Below are 19,376 nucleotides of genomic sequence, written 5' to 3'. Positions count from 1 at the left end.
AAGAAATCAGCATTCGATCAAATTTTGATTTTTTTTTATGAATTGTTGACATCCTCTCCAGGCCTTATCAGACGCGCATTTAGCGATTCTTACGCTTTTGCAACCGCAATTTAACGCCAAAATCAACTCTTGTACTCAAAAGAATCCCTACTAGAATACTCACCATATAGCGTTTCACTTATCGATTACCCCCTATATATAGTATTTATCCACAGAGTTAGTCACAACGTGGCGTTGTGGATAAGCGGGGGGATATTTTTCTTTCACGGACAGGTAAACAGGTAGAAAACCACATGAATCAGAGTCTGCTGGTGACAAAGCGTGACGGCCGTACTGAGCGCATCAATCTCGACAAAATTCATCGCGTGCTTGATTGGGCGGCAGAAGGACTGAATAACGTATCGGTTTCTCAGGTCGAGCTACGCTCGCATATTCAGTTTTATGATGGGATTAAGACCTCCGATATCCATGAAACTATCATTAAGGCCGCCGCAGACCTGATCTCTCGCGATGCGCCGGATTATCAATACCTGGCTGCGCGTCTGGCGATTTTCCACCTGCGTAAGAAAGCCTTCGGCCAGTTTGAGCCGCCCGCACTTTACCACCATGTGGTAAAAATGGTTGAGCTTGGCAAATACGACAATCATCTGCTGGAAGACTACACGGAAGAAGAGTTCAAGCAGATGGATTCGTTTATCGTTCACGATCGCGATATGACCTTCTCCTACGCTGCCGTTAAGCAACTGGAAGGGAAATATCTGGTGCAAAACCGCGTGACCGGCGAAATCTATGAAAGCGCACAGTTCCTCTACATTCTGGTAGCGGCCTGCCTGTTCTCGAACTACCCGCGTGAAACGCGTCTTGACTATGTAAAACGTTTTTACGATGCGGTCTCTACGTTCAAAATCTCGCTGCCGACGCCCATCATGTCCGGTGTGCGTACCCCAACCCGTCAGTTCAGCTCCTGCGTACTGATCGAGTGTGGCGACAGTCTGGATTCCATCAACGCCACCTCCAGCGCTATCGTGAAATACGTTTCTCAGCGCGCCGGTATCGGCATCAACGCGGGACGCATTCGTGCGCTGGGCAGCCCGATTCGTGGCGGCGAAGCCTTCCACACCGGCTGCATCCCGTTCTACAAGCACTTCCAGACGGCGGTGAAATCCTGCTCGCAGGGCGGCGTGCGCGGCGGCGCGGCGACACTGTTCTACCCGATGTGGCACCTGGAAGTGGAAAGCCTGCTGGTACTGAAAAACAACCGTGGCGTGGAAGGCAACCGCGTACGTCACATGGACTACGGCGTACAGATCAACAAACTGATGTATACCCGTCTGCTGAAGGGCGGCGACATTACGCTGTTCAGTCCGTCCGATGTACCCGGGCTATACGATGCGTTCTTCGCCGACCAGGACGAATTCGAACGCCTGTACGTGAAATATGAAAACGACGACAGCATCCGCAAACAGCGTGTGAAAGCGGTCGAACTGTTCTCGCTGATGATGCAGGAACGCGCCTCTACCGGCCGTATTTATATCCAGAACGTTGACCACTGCAATACTCACAGTCCGTTCGATCCGGTTGTCGCCCCGGTACGCCAGTCTAACCTGTGTCTGGAGATCGCCCTGCCAACCAAACCGCTGAACGATGTCAACGATGAAAACGGCGAAATTGCGTTGTGTACGCTGTCTGCCTTCAACCTGGGTGCCATTAAGACTCTGGACGAGCTGGAAGAACTGGCTATTCTGGCAGTACGCGCTTTGGATGCTCTGCTCGATTATCAGGATTACCCGATTCCGGCTGCCAAACGCGGCGCAATGGGCCGTCGTACGCTGGGCATTGGCGTGATTAACTTCGCTTACTGGCTGGCGAAAAACGGTAAACGTTATTCCGACGGCAGCGCCAATAATCTGACGCATAAAACCTTCGAAGCCATTCAGTACTATCTGCTTAAAGCGTCCAACGAACTGGCGAAAGAGCAAGGCGCCTGCCCATGGTTCAACGAAACCACCTATGCAAAAGGCATTCTGCCGATCGACACCTACAAAAAAGATCTGGATGCGATCGTCAACGAACCGCTGCACTACGACTGGCAACAACTGCGTGAGTCGATCAAAACCCACGGTCTGCGTAACTCCACGCTATCGGCGCTAATGCCGTCGGAAACGTCGTCCCAGATCTCCAACGCCACCAACGGTATCGAACCACCGCGCGGCTACGTCAGCATCAAGGCCTCGAAAGACGGTATTTTGCGTCAGGTCGTGCCGGATTATGAGCATCTGAAAGACGCTTACGAACTGTTGTGGGAGATGCCGAACAACGACGGTTATCTGCAACTGGTGGGTATCATGCAGAAGTTTATCGACCAGTCGATTTCCGCTAATACCAACTACGATCCATCACGTTTCCCGTCAGGAAAAGTGCCGATGCAGCAACTGCTGAAAGATTTGCTCACTGCGTATAAGTTTGGCGTGAAAACTCTGTACTATCAAAATACCCGCGACGGCGCGGAAGATGCGCAGGACGATTTGGCGCCTTCTATTCAGGACGATGGCTGCGAAAGCGGCGCTTGTAAGATCTGATGAATAGTGCCGGGTAGCGCTATGCTTACCCGGCCTACGATTGTACGGTTTGTAGGCCGGATAAGGCGCTTGCGCCGCCATCCGGCGCTCATCCCATAAAGGATTCACTTCAATGGCATACACCACTTTTTCACAGACGAAAAACGATCAGCTCAAGGAACCCATGTTCTTTGGCCAGCCGGTCAACGTTGCACGCTATGACCAGCAGAAATATGACATCTTCGAAAAACTGATCGAAAAACAGCTCTCTTTCTTCTGGCGTCCGGAAGAGGTCGACGTCTCCCGCGATCGTATCGATTATCAGGCGTTGCCGGAGCACGAAAAACATATCTTCATCAGCAACCTCAAATACCAGACGCTGCTGGATTCCATTCAGGGACGTAGCCCGAACGTCGCCCTGCTGCCGCTCATTTCCATCCCGGAGCTGGAGACGTGGGTAGAGACCTGGGCGTTTTCTGAGACGATTCACTCACGATCCTACACCCACATTATTCGTAACATCGTCAACGATCCGGCGGTCGTGTTTGACGATATCGTGACCAATGAGCAAATTCAGAAGCGCGCCGAAGGTATCTCCGCCTACTACGACGAACTTATTGAGATGACCAGTTACTGGCACCTGCTCGGTGAAGGCACCCATACCGTTAATGGCAAAACGGTTGTCGTGAATCTGCGTGAGCTGAAGAAAAAACTGTATCTGTGCCTGATGAGCGTGAACGCGCTGGAAGCCATCCGCTTCTACGTCAGCTTCGCCTGCTCTTTCGCATTTGCCGAGCGTGAACTGATGGAAGGCAACGCCAAAATTATCCGTCTGATCGCCCGTGACGAAGCGCTGCATCTGACCGGCACGCAACATATGCTGAACCTGTTGCGTAGCGGCGTGGACGACCCGGAGATGGCAGAAATCGCCGAAGAGTGTAAACAGGAATGTTATGACCTGTTCGTGCAGGCGGCGCAGCAGGAAAAAGAGTGGGCGGACTATCTGTTCCGCGACGGTTCGATGATCGGCCTGAATAAAGATATCCTGTGTCAATACGTTGAATATATTACTAATATTCGTATGCAGGCGGTAGGGCTGGATCTGCCGTTCCAGACCCGCTCCAACCCAATCCCGTGGATCAATACCTGGCTGGTGTCCGATAACGTTCAGGTCGCGCCACAGGAAGTGGAAGTTAGCTCTTATCTGGTCGGACAAATCGATTCGGAAGTCGATACCGACGATCTGAGTAATTTCCAGCTCTGATGGGACGCGTCACGCTGCGTATCACTGGCACACAACTGCTGTGCCAGGATGAACACCCTTCTCTGCTGGCCGCGCTGGAATCGCATAACGTTGAGGTGGAGTATCAGTGCCGCGAAGGATATTGCGGCTCCTGTCGTACCCGGCTGGTTGCCGGTCAGGTTGACTGGATTACGGAACCTTTAGCGTTTATCCAGCCGGGAGAGATTTTGCCCTGCTGCTGCAGGGCAAAAGGCGATATCGAAATCGAGATGTAACTCAGTGCAACTCGCTGGTGGAAACCAACGGCATCACGCCACGTTTTTTCATCTGCACGGCATACAGTGCGCCAGCGAGTACCACCAGCACCGCGCCAGCGACATAAATCATACGATAGCCAACCGACTCAACCATCATTCCCATGATAAAGGCGCCAATCGCCATTCCGGCATCCATCGCGTTAAAGAACAGTGAATTCGCCACGCCGATTTTATGCGGTTCAACCGAGCTGATAATTTGCGTCTGGAAAACCGGCGTGACCGAACCGTAGCCGATACCGATGAGACCGCCGGAAATAATCATCATGATGCTGCCATTGGTGTAGCCCAGCGCCACCAGACCGATGGTAAAAGCCAACAGGCATGGGAAAACAACATATTTCGGCCCTTTTTTATCACAAATATTCCCGGTGAAGGTACGGCATATCATCAGTAAAATCGCGTAGCACAGCAGGAAATTACTGGCCGCCGCCATTAAATCCAGCTCACGCGCATACAGCGCCAGGAAAGCCGACACGCCGGCATAGGAGAAAGTCATAAAAAAGGTGACCAGCGCAAAAGGCAAGGCGGCGCGGTCAAACATCGCGGCAAAACCCAGATTCGGTTTCGAACCATCGGCATGACGAATTACCGGAGGGACCGTCACAATCAGGGAAAGCACAATCCCTAACGCCGCTACAGCGGAACAAAGCCAGAATGCGGCAGTGAACGCGTCCCAGCGGGCCATATTCAAACCGATCCACGGTCCTACGACCATCGCCAGGCCCATCGCTAAAGAGAAAAAGCTGATGCCCTCTCCACGTCGGGAGGCCGGAATTAACCGCGCTGAAATAGTTCCTTTTACCGTGGTAATAACACCAAACGTAATCCCATGAAGTACGCGGATAAAGAGCAGCGACTCGATAGAATGGCAAACCGGATACAGCGCGGTAATCACCAAAAAAGCCAGAGAAGAGAGCACCAGAATCTTTTTATTCGAATATTTTCCCACCCACTGTCCGGCAAATGGCCGAATAACAATTGCCGCGGCCAGGAAACATGTCACTAACAGCCCGGCCTTATCTGCAGAAGCATGCAGGCGGTCAGCGATATAAATGGGTAATAAAGTTAGCAGTACATAAAAAACAAAAAAGATAATAAAACTTACTATGGTGATTGCCCAAAAATCCTTCGTCCATAATTTTTCTTTCATTCTTAACGACCCGTTCAGATGGCGCACGCAGGCAACGCTCAGCTCAACTGAACACCTATCAGGTGCGTCAAAATGTGATGTATTCGATAGAATCACAGTATAAACAAGTGCACTCTATTAGAAAAATTAATCGTTTTAATTATATTAATTAGGTTTTACTAATGACACTAACCCAAATCCACGCCCTGCTTGCCGTACTGGAGTACGGCGGATTTACCGAGGCCAGCAAACGGCTATACATGACGCAATCCGCCGTCAGCCAGGCCATCTCCGCGCTTGAGGAGGAGCTCGGCGTTGATATATTGATTCGTGAGCGTCGTAAAGAGATTGAGCTTACCGCCGCCGGTAGCCGCATCGTCAGGCACTTACGCGCGATCCAGCGCGACGTCAACGCGGTAAAAGAGATTGCCGAACAAGAAAAAAAGAACCCAGCCCGTACGCTACGGATTGGCTGTTTTCCCAGCGCCTGCGCCTGCATTTTACCCGGCGTCATTCGCTATTTTGAAAGCCATCATCCAAATGTAAAAATTATCCCCTATGAAGAGAACAGTACGGCTATTATTGATTCGCTGCAGGACGGAAGTATTGATGCCGGTTTCGTTCCTTTTCCGGTCAACGGTATGTATTGCGTCCCCATTTACCGGGATAAATTCACCGTAGTGGTGCCTGAAAATCATCCCCTGGCGGCCAATAGTACAGTAACGGTCGAAGAACTGATGGACGAACCACTTATTGTCAGTAAAGGTCGTTATGAATTAAGCATTATGGCGTTGTTTAAAGAAAAGGGTATTGAACCGATATTTAAATATGAATTTAACCATCCCGATACTGCGCTGAATTTTATTCGCCAGGGGTTAGGTATCGCCTTATTGCCAGAATTAACCTTAAAAGCCACGACAGAAAAATTATGCTCCGTGGCGCTGGAACCCACCTTTTATCGACAAATTTCCCTGTTAGCAAAAGAACCGCCGGTAGAAGGAAGTCCGCTATTTTTATTACAAAAATGTATGGAAACACTGACCGATGAGGGGTTGCTATAAAACAACACCGCCTGATGGCATTGCGTTTACCAGACTTACGCTGGCAAACGTTGCGCCAGGCCGGATGAGGCGTTTATGCCCTCATCCGGCGCGTCACTTCGACTATGGCAAACCTTTAGTCATTTTTTTGCAGAAACATGACCGCCTTATCCGGGAAGTCGGTGAACAGCCCGTCGACGCCCGCCTTGTTATACAGGATATCGTATAACTGATTGACGTCTGTGGCATAGTCCGGCAATTGATCGGCACGCACAGTGTAAGGATGCACTACCATCTTATTCTGATGCGCGTCTTGCACCATTCCAGTCAGCTTGATATTCCCTTTCGTCGAACCTTCCGCAACCAGCATATGGTAATCCGGACCAATACCGTCCGCATATTCCGCCACCTGCTTCATAGCGCCCGGCTTAAACATCCAGTCGTAGTTGTAATTTACCCAACGACCGTCCGGCTGTTTCTGCTGTGTTTCATTCCAGTCGGTATACGCAATAAGTTGAACCAGATTGAGATCCATCCCCATTTTGGGTTCCAGTTCATTCTTAATACGTTTCAGCTCAGCGACATCAAAACACTGCAAATAGACATTGTCCTGCTTGCCGGTGTAACCATACTTCTTCAGCACTTCCAGCGTTTTCGCGGCAATATCTTTCCCTTCCTGATGATGGAACCACGGCGCTTTAATTTCCGGATAAATACCGATATTTTTACCGGTAGAGTGATTTAATCCCTGAACGAATTCAATTTCCTCTTCAAAGGTATGAATGCGGAAATCAGATTTTCCCATCGGGAAACGGCCCGGATAAGTTTGTACTTTTTTGCCGTTTTCAATATCAAACCCTTCGGTAAACTTCAGGGATTTAATTTCATCCAGCGTAAAATCGATAGCGTAATAGCGCCCATCTTTACGCGCCCGGTCCGGAAAACGGTCAGCGACGTCAGTCACCCGGTCAAGGTAGTGGTCATGGAGGACGACCAGATGGTCGTCCTTTGTCATCACTAAATCCTGTTCCAGATAATCTGCCCCTTGCGCATACGCCATCGCTTTCGCCGGTAGCGTATGCTCCGGCAGATAACCGCTGGCGCCACGGTGGGCGATAACGACTTTTTCAGCCGCCACGGCGCCGCTTCCGATGGTCATTCCTGCCAACATTAACGCCACGCTAAGGTTTTTCAGTGTGGTTTTCATATTATTAGCCTCCGTTGCGTTTTAACTGCAGCTCATCATGATGGCGTTTTTCACCAATCATCACGACCACCAGCAGGATTACCGCCAGAATGCTGCCGCCAATCATCACCATAAAGCCGCCATCCCAACCGAAGAAGTCAACGGTATAACCCACAATGGCGCTTGCAGCGACAGAACCGCCCAGGTAACCAAACAGACCGGTAAAGCCCGCCGCCGTACCCGCCGCTTTTTTCGGCGCCAGTTCCAGCGCGTGCAGACCGATCAACATTACCGGGCCGTAGATCAGGAAGCCGATGATAATCATACAAGCCATATCAACGTTCGGGTTCCCTGCCGGGTTCATCCAGTAAACGATGGTCGCGATAGTCACCAGGGTCATAAAGAACACGCCCGTCGCACCGCGGTTGCCGCGGAAGACTTTATCCGACATCCAGCCACACAGCAGCGTGCCCGGAATACCCGCGTATTCATACAGGAAGTAGGCCCAGGAGGATTTATCCAGTGCGAAATGCTTCACTTCTTTCAGGTAGGTCGGCGACCAGTCGAGGATGCCGTAGCGCAGCAGATAAACAAACACGTTGGCGATAGCGATGTACCACAACAGTTTGTTTGGCAGTACGTACTGCATGAAGATCTGCTTCGCAGTCAGCTCTTCTTCCGCTTTTTCGTTGTAGTCGTCCGGATAGTCGTTTTTATACTCTTCGATAGGCGGCAGACCGCAGGATTGCGGCGTATCGCGCATCATTGCGAAAGCGAACAGCGCCACCACAATCGCGCCAAAGGCTGGCATATAGAGCGCCGCTTTCCAGTCGTTAAACCACGCCATCCCCAGCAGGAACAGCAGTGGCGGGATCCCGCCGCCGACGTTATGCGCACAGTTCCAGACCGACACAATGCCGCCGCGCTCTTTCTGCGACCACCAGTGAACCATCGTACGTCCGCACGGCGGCCACCCCATCCCCTGGAACCAGCCGCAAAGGAACAACAGCACAAACATCACGGCGATGCTGGATGTCGCCCACGGCACAAAGCCCATAAACAACATGACTGCTGCGGCCAGAATCAACCCTGCCGGCAGGAAAACGCGCGGATTCGAGCGATCGGACACCGAACCCATTATAAATTTCGAAAAACCATAAGCGATGGAAATCCCGGACAGCGCAAAGCCCAGATCGCCGCGTGAAAAACCCTGTTCTACCAGGTAGGGCATCGCGAGGGCAAAGTTCTTGCGCACCAGATAATACGCGGCATAGCCAAAGAATATCCCCAGGAAAATCTGCCAGCGTAATCGGCGATAGGTCGGATCAATCTCCGCCGCTGGCAAGCGCGCTTTATGCGGCGCTGGTTTAAAAATACTCAACATATTGTAGCCTCCGTGGCCCGTATTTTATTTAGAGGTAAACACCGCAGTTCGTTCAAACAACCCCGCTGCTCCCAGTGTGGCCGCGATGTTAAGTAAAGATACGTCACGTTAATGTGAATTACAGCACATATTGTTACAGTTTTATGACTAATGTTCAGAAAGGCGCACGAAATCACGTTTCATTTTCGAATAGTGAGCGATTATGCGCGAAATCAAACATTCCATATGATTTGTATGGCTAAATGATAAAAAACGAACTGTGAGGAAAAACAATGAAAACTCGCGACTCGCAAGCAAGTGACGTGATTATCATTGGCGGTGGAGCAACAGGCGCAGGGATCGCCCGCGACTGCGCGCTGCGCGGTTTACGTGTCATTCTGGTGGAGCGGCATGATATAGCGACTGGCGCGACCGGGCGTAACCACGGGCTGCTGCACAGCGGCGCTCGTTATGCGGTTACCGACGCGGAATCCGCGCGCGAGTGCATTAGTGAAAACCAGATTTTAAAACGGATCGCCCGCCATTGCGTCGAACCGACGGATGGTCTGTTTATTACGTTGCCGGAAGATGATCTTGCGTTTCAGGCCACCTTTATTCGCGCCTGTGAAGCGGCAGGCATTCGCGCTGAAGCCATCGATCCGCAGCAGGCTCGCATCATCGAACCTTCCGTTAACCCTGCGCTCATCGGTGCGGTAAAAGTGCCGGATGGCACCGTGGACCCTTTCCGCCTGACCGCCGCCAATATGCTGGATGCCAGAGAACATGGCGCAATCGTGTTAACGGCGCATGAAGTGACCGGGCTCATTCGTGAAGGCGCAACGGTCTGCGGCGTCCATGTGCGTAACCATCTCACTGGCGAAACCCAGACGCTTCACGCGCCGGTGGTGGTCAATGCGGCTGGTATCTGGGGGCAACGGATCGCCGAATACGCCGACCTGAGTATTCGCATGTTCCCGGCGAAAGGCTCGCTGTTGATCATGGACCATCGGATCAACCAGCATGTCATTAACCGCTGTCGGAAACCATCGGATGCCGACATTCTGGTACCTGGCGATACGATTTCACTGATCGGCACCACCTCTACCCATATTGATTACAATGAGATAGACAGCAACCGCGTCACCGCAGATGAAGTCGATATCCTGCTGCGTGAAGGGGAAAAACTGGCCCCTGTCATGGCGAAGACGCGTATTCTGCGCGCGTATTCCGGCGTCCGCCCGCTGGTGGCCAGCGATGACGATCCCAGCGGTCGTAACGTCAGCCGCGGTATTGTGTTGTTCGACCACGCCGAACGCGACGGGCTTGATGGCTTCATTACCATTACCGGCGGGAAGCTAATGACTTACCGCCTGATGGCGGAATGGGCGACCGACGCCGTGTGCCGCAAGTTGGGCAATACTCGCCCCTGCATCACGGCGGATACGCCGTTGCCTGGCTCAAAAGAGTCTACGGAACATACGCTGAAACGCATTATCTCGCTTCCCGCGCCGCTACGCGGATCGGCGGTTTATCGGCATGGCGATCGCACGCCGGGGTGGCTGAGTGAAGGCCGCCAACACCGTAGCCTGGTCTGTGAATGCGAGGCCGTCACGGCGGGGGAAGTGCAGTATGCCGTCGAAAACTTAACCGTGAATAGCCTGCTGGATCTGCGCCGTCGCACCCGCGTAGGGATGGGCACTTGCCAGGGCGAACTGTGCGCCTGCCGCGCGGCCGGGCTATTGCAGCGTTTTAATGTGACGACCGCGGCGCAATCTATTACGCAACTCTCTGAATTTCTGAATGAGCGCTGGAAAGGCGTACAACCTGTCGCCTGGGGAGACGCGCTGCGCGAAAGCGAATTCACGCGCTGGGTTTATCAGGGATTATGCGGTCTGGAGAAGGAGCACCAGGATGAAATTTGATACGGTTATTATGGGCGGCGGTCTCGCCGGTTTGCTATGCGGACTGCAACTCCAGCAGCATGGATTACGCTGCGCCATCGTCACCCGCGGACAAAGCGCGCTGCATTTTTCCTCCGGCTCGCTGGATCTACTCAGCGCCCTGCCCGACGGCCAACCGGTGACCGACATTACCGCCGGGCTTGATGCGCTGTGCCGCCAGGCGCCTGAACATCCTTATTCGCGTTTAGGCGCGCAAAAAGTCCTTACGCTGGCGCAACAGGCGCAAACGCTACTTAACGCCAGCGGCGCGCAGTTATACGGTGACGTACAGCAGGCGCACCAGCGTGTCACGCCGCTTGGCACATTGCGTTCAACCTGGCTTAGCTCGCCGGAAGTACCGGTCTGGCCGTTATCCGCACAGCGAATTTGCGTCGTCGGCGTTAGCGGATTACTGGATTTCCAGGCGCACCTTGCGGCAGCGTCGCTGCGCCAACGCGACCTCAACGTGGAAACCGCAGAAATCGACCTTCCGGAACTGGACGTACTGCGTGATAACCCGACGGAATTTCGCGCGGTCAATATTGCGCGTCTGCTTGATAACGAAGAAAAATGGCCGCTGCTGTACGACGCGCTGTCGCCAATAGCGACAAACTGCGACATGATCATCATGCCCGCCTGTTTCGGGCTGGCGAACGATACGCTGTGGCGCTGGCTTAACGAACGTCTGCCCTGCGCGCTTACGCTGCTGCCGACGCTGCCGCCATCGGTGCTCGGTATTCGTCTGCACAATCAGCTCCAGCGCCAGTTTGTCCGTCAGGGCGGCATCTGGATGCCGGGCGATGAAGTGAAGAAAGTCACCTGCCGTCACGGTATCGTGAGCGAAATATGGACCCGCAACCATGCCGATATCCCACTACGCCCGCGTTTTGCCGTACTTGCCAGCGGTAGCTTCTTTAGTAGCGGTCTGGTTGCCGAGCGCGAAGGGATCCGCGAACCTATTTTAGGGCTCGACGTACAGCAAACGGCCACCCGCGCCGAATGGTATCAACAACATTTCTTCGACCCACAGCCCTGGCAGCAGTTTGGCGTCGTGACGGATGACGCTTTCCGCCCCTCCCTTGCGGGCAACACGGTAGAAAATCTGTATGCAATAGGTTCTGTGCTGGCGGGATTCGATCCTATAGCTGAGGGATGCGGCGGCGGCGTCTGCGCAGTCAGCGCCCTCCAGGCCGCGCACCATATCGCTGAGCGTGCAGGAGAACAGCAATGAGCGACACACGTTTTGAAAGTTGTATTAAATGTACGGTGTGCACCACCGCGTGCCCGGTCAGCCGCGTTAATCCAGGCTACCCTGGCCCTAAACAGGCCGGACCGGATGGCGAACGCCTGCGTCTGAAAGACGGCGCGCTGTATGATGAGGCGCTGAAATATTGCATTAACTGCAAACGGTGTGAGGTCGCCTGTCCGTCGGACGTGAAGATTGGCGATATCATCCAGCGCGCCCGCGCGAAATACGATACGACGCGCCCGTCATTGCGTAATTTTATTCTCAGCCATACCGATCTGATGGGCAGCGTTTCAACGCCGTTCGCGCCGGTGGTCAATACCGCCACCGCATTAAAGCCAGTGCGCCAGTTGCTTGATTACGCGCTCAAAATCGATCATCGCCGCACCTTACCAAAATACTCTTTCGGCACCTTCCGCCGCTGGTATCGTAGCGTGGCGGCGCAGCAGGCTAAATACAAAGATCAGGTCGCCTTTTTCCATGGCTGTTTTGTGAATTACAACCATCCGCAGCTCGGAAAAGATCTGATTAAGGTGCTGAACGCAATGGGTACCGGCGTACAGCTACTGAGTAAAGAGAAATGTTGCGGCGTGCCGCTGATCGCTAACGGTTTTACGGATAAAGCCCGCAAACAGGCTATCAGCAATGTGGAGTCGCTACGCGAGGCGATTGCCGTCAAAGGTATTCCGGTCATCGCCACGTCATCCACCTGTACGTTTGCGTTGCGCGATGAATATCCTGAAGTGCTGGACGTGGACAACGCCGGGCTGCGCGAACATATCGAGCTGGCCACCCGCTGGCTATGGCGCAAACTGGATGCCGGGAAAACGCTGCCGCTTAATCCTTTGCCGCTGAAAGTGGTCTACCATACGCCGTGTCATATGGAAAAAATGGGCTGGACGCTTTACACGCTTGAACTGTTGCGGCAAATTCCGGGGCTTGAATTGACGGTACTTGATTCACAGTGCTGCGGCATTGCCGGTACGTATGGATTTAAAAAGGAAAACTATCCGACATCACAGTCCATCGGCGCGCCGCTGTTCCGCCAGATTGAAGAGAGCGGCGCCGACATTGTCGTCACCGATTGTGAAACCTGTAAGTGGCAAATTGAGATGTCTACAAGCAAACGCTGCGAACACCCCATTACGCTACTGGCCCAGGCGCTCGGCTAAGTAAAAAGCGCCGGAGCCCCTCCGGCGCTATTACCCTACTCACCAGGGACGATTTTCCATCAGACATGTACCCTTCATACTTCAAGTTGCTTATGTGTTGGCTACGGATTATTTTGGGTATAAACGCGGATGTCTCTTTGCAATAACCTGCCCTATTTGGTTAACCATGACCGCTAACCCACGGTGGCATGACAGATAACGACGTTACTGTTTATAGAGCAATATCTCTTGTATCGCCGCGTTACCAGCCTCCTTTAAAGAGGGGGATAACTGAATATCTCCAATAATAATTGAGTGTTATGTGAATAATAATAAAATCAGGTCTATGCCTGATTTAATATATCTCCCACTAACAATAATATTTTTACAAATAATTATACATGACATCATATTCGTTACTTTCACCTACCAGGAAACAGAGCAAAATGAATATATGTGTAAATTCACTTTACCGATTGAGCACACCGCAATTTCACAGTTTATATTCAGAAGATGTGAGCGATGAGGCGCTTGCGTTGTTGATTGGCGAAGTAGAGAACGGTAATCAGAATTGTATTGATCTGTTATGCAATCTTGCGTTACGCAACGATGACCTGGGACATAAAGTTGAGAAATTACTTTTTGATCTCTTTAGCGGAAAAAGATCGGGATCACCAGATATAGACAAAAAAATCAATCAGGCTTGCCTTGTATTACATCAAATCGCCAATAACGATATAACAAAAGATAATACTGAGTGGAAAAAGCTACATGCCCCTTCCAGATTACTTTATATGGCCGGTTCCGCGACAACCGACCTTTCTAAAAAAATAGGAATAGCACATAAAATTATGGGCGACCAGTTCGCTCAGACAGATCAAGAACAGGTAGGAGTTGAAAATCTTTGGTGTAGTGTGCGAATGATGTCGTCAGATGAGCTGGCAGCTGCAACGCAAGGTCTGGTTCAAGAATCACCTTTTCTCTCGGTAAACTATCCCATTGGGCTTATTCATCCTACCACCAAAGAAAATATATTACGCACTCAGCTACTTGAAAAGATTGCTCAATCAGGATTATGTGAAAATGAAATCTTTCTGATAAATACAGGAGATCACTGGCTTCTCTGTTTATTTTATAAACTTGCAGAAAAAATAAAATGTCTCATATTTAACAGTTATCATGATTTAAATGAAAATACTAAGCAAGAGATTATAGAAGCAGCAAAAATTGCAGGTATATCAGAAAACGAAGATGTTGATTTTATTGAAATGAATTTACAAAATAATGTACCCAACGGCTGTGGTCTATTTTGTTACCATACAATTCAACTCTTATCGAATGCCGGACAAAACGATCCTGCTACCACACTACGAGAGTTTGCGGAAAAGTTCTTAACGCTTTCAGTAGAGGAACAAACACTATTTAACACCCAAACCCGGCGACAAATATATGAATACAGTCTCCAGTAATGGCGAGTACTTATCCTGAAATGATGCTCTGCCAAGAATTTATAAGTATATAAGGATGGGAAGGCCAGGCCTTCCCACTAAAAGTTCTATGCCGTCAATGATTCAACCACGTCTATCCAGCCATGCTCGCTGATAATGTCCTCGCCATTAAGCCAGCGGCGCAGCATATTTAGCGCCATCATCGCGCAGACCTCCTGACGTATTGCCAGACTATACCGATTGGCGCTAAAACGCACGCGTAAGGCATACGTGCCATCCGGCGTCGCCAGCGCGAAATTAAGATGTTCGTTTTCCAGCCCCGACACGGCCAGCGCCAGACCGGCATAATGATTGCTGCGTCGTTCTGTCGTCCAGTGCGCCGTTTGCGCCAGCGTCTCTTCCTGAGAAGGAACGACTTCGCTGGCAAGAACAGGCGCCCCGGCGCGGGAAAGCTGTAGCGCCAGTAAGCCGCTGGTGTATTGCTCGCTCAACGTCAGACTCAACTGCCTTTCCTGCAGGCGGCGGGCTATTTGCGCCGGCAGATTTTCCGTACCTTCAAAAATCAGACTCTGCCCGGCAACCCGTTTGACCTCTGGCCATAACGCCAGCATCGCCTCCCGTTGCGTCGCCGGGCCGGTCAACTTCAGTTCAATGATCGGCATTGATGAGCGATACCCCATCGTCACGCCGGGCGGCAACGGCAGTGAATCGAGACGCTGCGCGAGGTCGCTTTCTGAACGTCCAAAAGTCGTTAACCGCAGGCAAAGCGGCGGCTCCGGCAGCGAAAAACGCGCGCGTAACCGCGGTAAGATTTCCTTCTCCACCATAACCTTAAATTCCGACGGTACGCCGGGGGTGAAAAACATCAGGCAGCGGTTGAGCTGGAGCGCAAATCCACAGGCAGTGCCGACCGGATTATTAATAAACTCCGCGCTGGCAGGCAGTTCCGCCTGTTTACGGTTGCTCGGCGCCATCACGCGACCACGCTGCTGAAAGTAACGTTCCATTTCGGTCAGCCACGCCTGGTGCAGTACTAATCCTTCGCCTTTTGCCGTTGCCGCGGCGAGCGCGCTTAAATCATCGCTGGTCGGCCCTAACCCGCCATTAACAATCAAAACATCAGCATGTTGACTGCGTTCACGCAAGATAGCGACCAGACTGTCCAGGTTATCGCCTACCGTATTTCGCCGTGATAACGGAACGCCCTGATGAAAGAAAAAATCAGCCAGCCAGGCGGCATTGGTGTCAACGATTTGTCCGTGCAACACCTCATCCCCGGTGGATAGCATTTCCACATTTAGCATTGTGTTCTCCTGCTTTTATGATGAAAACACTATAACGCAAAGACGAATATGACGTGGAAAGAAGAATGACGGGAAAAGGAGGAATATGGCGCGACGATTGCCGCGCCGTTAGCATCAAAAGCTGGCGTTTACGCCAACATAAGGGCCGTCAGCAATCGCATTGTCGCGGTTGCCGTCTTTACCCGCCAGGTTCAGGTAACGATAACCGGCTTCAATGCTCAGCGGGCGCATAATGGTGAAACGCGCGCCTGCATTCGCTTCTTCATAGCTGTCGATACCGCTGGACAGCGAATCTGGTGAATAATAATACTCGCCGAACAGACGGAAGCTGTTGCCGATTTTCCATTGTAGCCCACCGCCGACAGCCGCCGCATAGCCTTCATCGCTGTCTTTCGGATTGGTATAAATACCTTTACCGCCGACCGTCGCCAGCAGCGGTCCCACCGGAATGTTCAGCCCCAGACCCACGCCCGCAGCGTCGCCATCATCATCGTTGTGCATCCAGTTGCCGCTTAGCGCCAGCCCCGTCGATTCCGTACCAAAACCCACGCCAATGTTGGTGTAATCTTCGCCCGCCTGGCCGCTAATACTGATGGCCTGCGCCGATGCAGAAACGAACAGCATTCCGGCAAAACCTAATAATATGCTTTTTTTCATTTTTACCCTTTCCAGCAAGCACATAAAGAAAAACTCCCCAAAACGGCAGAATTGTACTGCCAGACGCTGAGGAATCAATGCACTAAGAAACCATTCCAAAAACATATTGTAACGAAATACTACTTTCGCCATGACGCATCATTGCGCCATCACATGGCGACGCCTGCATCAACAAAATTAACAAAAAACGCAGTCTGCGTTATCGCTTCCATTTTTCACAAAGAATTTCGCAGAATGATTTGTTAAGCTGATGGCCTGGTGGTTTAAGGAAGCGACTTATGCGTCAACGAACTATAGTTTGCCCATTAATTCAAAATGATGGCTGTTATCTGCTGTGCAAAATGGCCGACAACCGCGGCGTCTTTCCCGGTCAGTGGGCGCTGTCGGGCGGCGGGGTCGAGCCAGGCGAACGCATTGAAGAGGCGCTGCGTCGGGAGATTCGGGAGGAACTCGGCGAACAACTGATTCTGAGCGATATTACGCCGTGGACCTTCCGCGACGATATCCGCGTTAAAACCTACGCTGATGGCAGACAAGAAGAGATTTATATGATTTATCTCATCTTCGACTGTGTTTCCGCTAACCGCGATATATGTATTAACGACGAATTTCAGGACTACGCCTGGGTCAAGCCAGAAGAACTGGCGCTGTATGATTTGAATGTAGCGACACGCCACACATTAGCATTGAAAGGGTTATTATAATGACGACAGCCGCTTCAGGCTGTCTTTACGCTTTTAACATGCGGCTAGCCGGGAACAAATTCACCATCTAAAAAGAGTTTTCCGTTTTCCGCATGCATAACGAGCGCATTAAGATAGTCCGGATCAAACTTTACGCCGCGCTTATTTTTTGCAATATACGTCAAACAATGATTATGGGTAAAAATGACTATATTTTTATTCTGCGACTTTTTCAGTAACGTATTGATTGAAGCATAAATACCGCTGCCGCAATCCATCATTTTTTTATCCACCGTAAGCGACTTGCCCGCAGAAAACCAGGTTGCCGACTGGATGGTGCGCACCGTATTACTGGAATAGAGATTGTAATTTTGTATATCGGCACTGAAGGCTTTACCCAGCGCTCTGGCATCTTGCGCACCGTTGACCGTAATCCCCGTGCTGTCTGACAGGCAGGTATTATCGGAACGATCGCACCGCTCGGCATGGCGGAATAACACGACTACCGGATGCTGCTTCGCCAGCGCCGCCAGCGCTTTACCGTTAATCTGCGGTAGACCGTTACCGCTCCAGGCATGTTGTGAGGCCAACCCGGCGATAATAACCAACGCCCCCGCCAGAATCGCGAAATAGCGTTTGTTTTTAATAAAGCGTAGGGTAAATGCCAGCACATTAACCTCTCAGGCAGACAGTGCAGCTAACTTAATAGCAATACGATTAAAATGAAATTCCGCGACGGAAGACCAGACCAGAAACATAAAAACAGCTTTTGGGCATGCATAAAATGCCTTAAACTTTCGGCGAAAGCAAAGCATAATTCCGTTAAAAATTATCTTTTTACTTCACCTTAATTTCTTAATGTTAATTTAATCTTCATCCAGTAGGGTTCAGCTAAATGCGTTAAAAAATAAGCCCTTTTCTATTGCCGAAATATTTGAAAAGCGGCTTTCAATGGCTGAAGGAAAAATGATGTCGGACTTTTTGCCTTTCTCCCGTCCGGCGATGGGCGCGGAAGAGCTTGCTGCTGTTAAGACCGTACTGGACTCAGGTTGGATAACAACCGGCCCGAAAAATCAGGAACTGGAAGCGGCGTTTTGTCGGTTAACTAGCAATCAATATGCCGTTGCCGTCAGTTCAGCCACTGCCGGTATGCACATCGCGTTGATGGCGCTGGGCATTGGTGAAGGCGACGAGGTCATTACACCGTCAATGACGTGGGTTTCTACGCTAAATATGATCGTTTTACTCGGCGCGAATCCCGTCATGGTCGATGTCGATCGCGATACGCTGATGGTCACGCCTGAACATATCGAAGCCGCGATTACGCCACAAACCAAAGCAATTATCCCCGTCCACTACGCTGGCGCGCCCGCCGATCTGGACGCTATTTACGCTCTTGGCGAGCGTTATGGCATTCCGGTGATTGAAGACGCGGCGCACGCGACAGGAACCAGATACAAAGGTCGCCACATTGGCGCCCGGGGCACCGCGATTTTCTCCTTCCACGCCATTAAGAACATTACCTGCGCTGAAGGCGGTATCGTCGTCACGGACAACCCGCAATTCGCCGATAAACTGCGCAGTCTCAAGTTTCACGGGCTTGGCGTTGATGCCTGGGATCGACAGAGCGGAGGACGCGCGCCACAAGCGGAAGTCCTGGCGCCGGGCTACAAATATAATTTGCCCGACCTCAACGCCGCTATCGCGCTTGCTCAGTTACAGAAACTGGATGCGCTTAACGCTCGCCGCGCCGCCATCGCAGCGCAGTACCACCAGGCAATGGCAGACCTGCCTTTTCAGCCTCTGAGCCTTCCGTCGTGGGAGCATATTCACGCCTGGCATTTATTCATTATCCGGGTCGATGAAGCCCGCTGCGGTATTACCCGGGATGCTCTGATGGCATCGCTGAAAACGAAAGGCATCGGCACAGGGCTGCATTTCCGCGCCGCGCATACGCAAAAATATTATCGCGAACGTTTCCCAACGCTCACGCTGCCTGACACCGAGTGGAACAGCGAGCGGATCTGCTCACTGCCGCTCTTCCCGGACATGACCGAGAGTGACTTTGATCGGGTCATTACCGCCCTTCATCAGATAGCAGGACAATAAGC

At 51.6% G+C, this 19,376-nt stretch carries 16 protein-coding genes; 10 read left to right on the top strand and 6 right to left on the bottom strand.

Translation table 11 applies throughout. The annotated features are described in order from the left end of the window. Window positions 1-293: 293 nt before the first annotated feature. The 3 genes from nrdA (at window position 294) to yfaE (ending at window position 4,076) form a co-directional block, all read left to right on the top strand. Window positions 294-2,579, top strand: coding sequence for a class 1a ribonucleoside-diphosphate reductase subunit alpha (nrdA, locus tag HU143_RS07755; protein ID WP_001076495.1), 2,286 nt, complete (start codon window positions 294-296; stop codon window positions 2,577-2,579). 112 nt (window positions 2,580-2,691) lie between these two features. Next, on the top strand, window positions 2,692-3,822 hold the full coding sequence (gene nrdB / locus HU143_RS07750; protein WP_000332026.1) for a class Ia ribonucleoside-diphosphate reductase subunit beta: 1,131 nt from the start codon (window positions 2,692-2,694) through the stop codon (window positions 3,820-3,822). Then, window positions 3,822-4,076 carry a ferredoxin-like diferric-tyrosyl radical cofactor maintenance protein YfaE gene (yfaE, locus tag HU143_RS07745; RefSeq protein WP_000533921.1) on the top strand — a complete coding sequence of 85 codons (255 nt, stop codon included), beginning with the start codon at window positions 3,822-3,824 and terminating at the stop codon, window positions 4,074-4,076. The genes nrdB and yfaE overlap by 1 nt, the downstream gene beginning before the upstream one ends. 1 nt (window position 4,077) lies before the next feature. Here the strand turns inward: yfaE and HU143_RS07740 are convergent, their stop codons facing one another. Beyond that, window positions 4,078-5,268: an MFS transporter gene (locus HU143_RS07740; RefSeq protein ID WP_023226625.1), complete on the bottom strand. Its 1,191-nt coding sequence runs from the start codon at window positions 5,266-5,268 to the stop codon at window positions 4,078-4,080. A gap of 161 nt (window positions 5,269-5,429) precedes the next feature. On the opposite strand from HU143_RS07740, the gene HU143_RS07735 reads away from it, so the two are divergent. Then, window positions 5,430-6,308, top strand: coding sequence for a LysR family transcriptional regulator (locus HU143_RS07735; protein WP_001618549.1), 879 nt, complete (start codon window positions 5,430-5,432; stop codon window positions 6,306-6,308). Between the two features lie 115 nt (window positions 6,309-6,423). On the opposite strand, the gene glpQ is transcribed toward HU143_RS07735, so the two are convergent. Then, window positions 6,424-7,494, bottom strand: a complete 1,071-nt coding sequence (gene glpQ, locus HU143_RS07730) for a glycerophosphodiester phosphodiesterase (protein WP_000858952.1) — start codon at window positions 7,492-7,494, stop codon at window positions 6,424-6,426. 4 nt (window positions 7,495-7,498) lie between these two features. Then, the gene (gene glpT / locus HU143_RS07725; protein WP_000948739.1) at window positions 7,499-8,857 is read right to left on the bottom strand and encodes a glycerol-3-phosphate transporter; all 1,359 of its coding nucleotides are present in this window, start codon (window positions 8,855-8,857) and stop codon (window positions 7,499-7,501) included. Window positions 8,858-9,129: 272 nt separating this feature from the next. Between glpT and glpA the strand changes: the two genes are divergently transcribed. The 4 genes from glpA (at window position 9,130) to sseL (ending at window position 14,642) form a co-directional block, all read left to right on the top strand. Then, a complete protein-coding gene (glpA, locus tag HU143_RS07720) occupies window positions 9,130-10,758 on the top strand; it encodes an anaerobic glycerol-3-phosphate dehydrogenase subunit A (RefSeq protein WP_000857205.1) in 1,629 nt (542 codons plus the stop codon). After that, window positions 10,748-12,007 carry a glycerol-3-phosphate dehydrogenase subunit GlpB gene (gene glpB, locus HU143_RS07715; protein WP_000667145.1) on the top strand — a complete coding sequence of 420 codons (1,260 nt, stop codon included), beginning with the start codon at window positions 10,748-10,750 and terminating at the stop codon, window positions 12,005-12,007. The genes glpA and glpB overlap by 11 nt, the downstream gene beginning before the upstream one ends. After that, window positions 12,004-13,194: an anaerobic glycerol-3-phosphate dehydrogenase subunit GlpC gene (gene glpC / locus HU143_RS07710; protein ID WP_001285726.1), complete on the top strand. Its 1,191-nt coding sequence runs from the start codon at window positions 12,004-12,006 to the stop codon at window positions 13,192-13,194. Before glpB ends, glpC begins: the two co-directional genes overlap by 4 nt. Before the next feature lie 425 nt (window positions 13,195-13,619). After that, a complete protein-coding gene (gene sseL, locus HU143_RS07705) occupies window positions 13,620-14,642 on the top strand; it encodes an SPI-2 type III secretion system effector deubiquitinase SseL (protein WP_023226624.1) in 1,023 nt (340 codons plus the stop codon). A gap of 86 nt (window positions 14,643-14,728) precedes the next feature. Here the strand turns inward: sseL and HU143_RS07700 are convergent, their stop codons facing one another. Continuing rightward, entirely contained in the window at window positions 14,729-15,925 is a 1,197-nt protein-coding gene (locus tag HU143_RS07700; RefSeq protein WP_023226623.1) for a nicotinamide mononucleotide deamidase-related protein YfaY, read from the bottom strand. 114 nt (window positions 15,926-16,039) lie between these two features. Then, on the bottom strand, window positions 16,040-16,582 hold the full coding sequence (locus HU143_RS07695; protein WP_001670658.1) for a YfaZ family protein: 543 nt from the start codon (window positions 16,580-16,582) through the stop codon (window positions 16,040-16,042). 278 nt (window positions 16,583-16,860) lie between these two features. Between HU143_RS07695 and nudI the strand changes: the two genes are divergently transcribed. Then, the gene (nudI, locus tag HU143_RS07690) at window positions 16,861-17,286 is read left to right on the top strand and encodes a nucleoside triphosphatase NudI (protein ID WP_001249902.1); all 426 of its coding nucleotides are present in this window, start codon (window positions 16,861-16,863) and stop codon (window positions 17,284-17,286) included. Between the two features lie 44 nt (window positions 17,287-17,330). Here nudI and pmrG read toward each other — a convergent pair whose 3' ends face one another. Beyond that, complete coding sequence (gene pmrG / locus HU143_RS07685; protein WP_023226622.1) at window positions 17,331-17,936, bottom strand: lipopolysaccharide core heptose(II)-phosphate phosphatase PmrG; 606 nt, start codon at window positions 17,934-17,936, stop codon at window positions 17,331-17,333. 298 nt (window positions 17,937-18,234) lie between these two features. On the opposite strand from pmrG, the gene arnB reads away from it, so the two are divergent. Further along, window positions 18,235-19,374 (top strand): UDP-4-amino-4-deoxy-L-arabinose aminotransferase, encoded by a 1,140-nt coding sequence (gene arnB, locus HU143_RS07680; protein ID WP_023226621.1) that lies wholly within the window; start codon window positions 18,235-18,237, stop codon window positions 19,372-19,374. The last annotated feature ends 2 nt before the right edge of the window (window positions 19,375-19,376 follow it).

Origin of the sequence: Salmonella sp. SJTUF14076, from assembly GCF_015534835.1 — a bacterium.
In the GTDB taxonomy this organism is placed as follows: Bacteria; Pseudomonadota; Gammaproteobacteria; order Enterobacterales; family Enterobacteriaceae; genus Salmonella; species Salmonella enterica.
Note: the sequence above shows the minus strand (reverse complement) of the source record. Positions and strands in the feature narration are given on the sequence as shown.

What these genes read in the sequence shown, in the direction of transcription:
- HU143_RS07700 (WP_023226623.1), bottom strand. Translation starts at nt 15,925, where the DNA reads ATGCTAAATGTGGAAATGCTATCCACCGGGGATGAGGTGTTGCACGGA.
- nrdB (WP_000332026.1), top strand. Translation starts at nt 2,692, where the DNA reads ATGGCATACACCACTTTTTCACAGACGAAAAACGATCAGCTCAAGGAA.
- glpA (WP_000857205.1), top strand. Translation starts at nt 9,130, where the DNA reads ATGAAAACTCGCGACTCGCAAGCAAGTGACGTGATTATCATTGGCGGT.
- arnB (WP_023226621.1), top strand. Translation starts at nt 18,235, where the DNA reads ATGTCGGACTTTTTGCCTTTCTCCCGTCCGGCGATGGGCGCGGAAGAG.
- glpC (WP_001285726.1), top strand. Translation starts at nt 12,004, where the DNA reads ATGAGCGACACACGTTTTGAAAGTTGTATTAAATGTACGGTGTGCACC.
- glpQ (WP_000858952.1), bottom strand. Translation starts at nt 7,494, where the DNA reads ATGAAAACCACACTGAAAAACCTTAGCGTGGCGTTAATGTTGGCAGGA.
- HU143_RS07695 (WP_001670658.1), bottom strand. Translation starts at nt 16,582, where the DNA reads ATGAAAAAAAGCATATTATTAGGTTTTGCCGGAATGCTGTTCGTTTCT.
- yfaE (WP_000533921.1), top strand. Translation starts at nt 3,822, where the DNA reads ATGGGACGCGTCACGCTGCGTATCACTGGCACACAACTGCTGTGCCAG.
- nudI (WP_001249902.1), top strand. Translation starts at nt 16,861, where the DNA reads ATGCGTCAACGAACTATAGTTTGCCCATTAATTCAAAATGATGGCTGT.
- glpB (WP_000667145.1), top strand. Translation starts at nt 10,748, where the DNA reads ATGAAATTTGATACGGTTATTATGGGCGGCGGTCTCGCCGGTTTGCTA.
- nrdA (WP_001076495.1), top strand. Translation starts at nt 294, where the DNA reads ATGAATCAGAGTCTGCTGGTGACAAAGCGTGACGGCCGTACTGAGCGC.
- sseL (WP_023226624.1), top strand. Translation starts at nt 13,620, where the DNA reads ATGAATATATGTGTAAATTCACTTTACCGATTGAGCACACCGCAATTT.
- HU143_RS07740 (WP_023226625.1), bottom strand. Translation starts at nt 5,268, where the DNA reads ATGAAAGAAAAATTATGGACGAAGGATTTTTGGGCAATCACCATAGTA.
- glpT (WP_000948739.1), bottom strand. Translation starts at nt 8,857, where the DNA reads ATGTTGAGTATTTTTAAACCAGCGCCGCATAAAGCGCGCTTGCCAGCG.
- HU143_RS07735 (WP_001618549.1), top strand. Translation starts at nt 5,430, where the DNA reads ATGACACTAACCCAAATCCACGCCCTGCTTGCCGTACTGGAGTACGGC.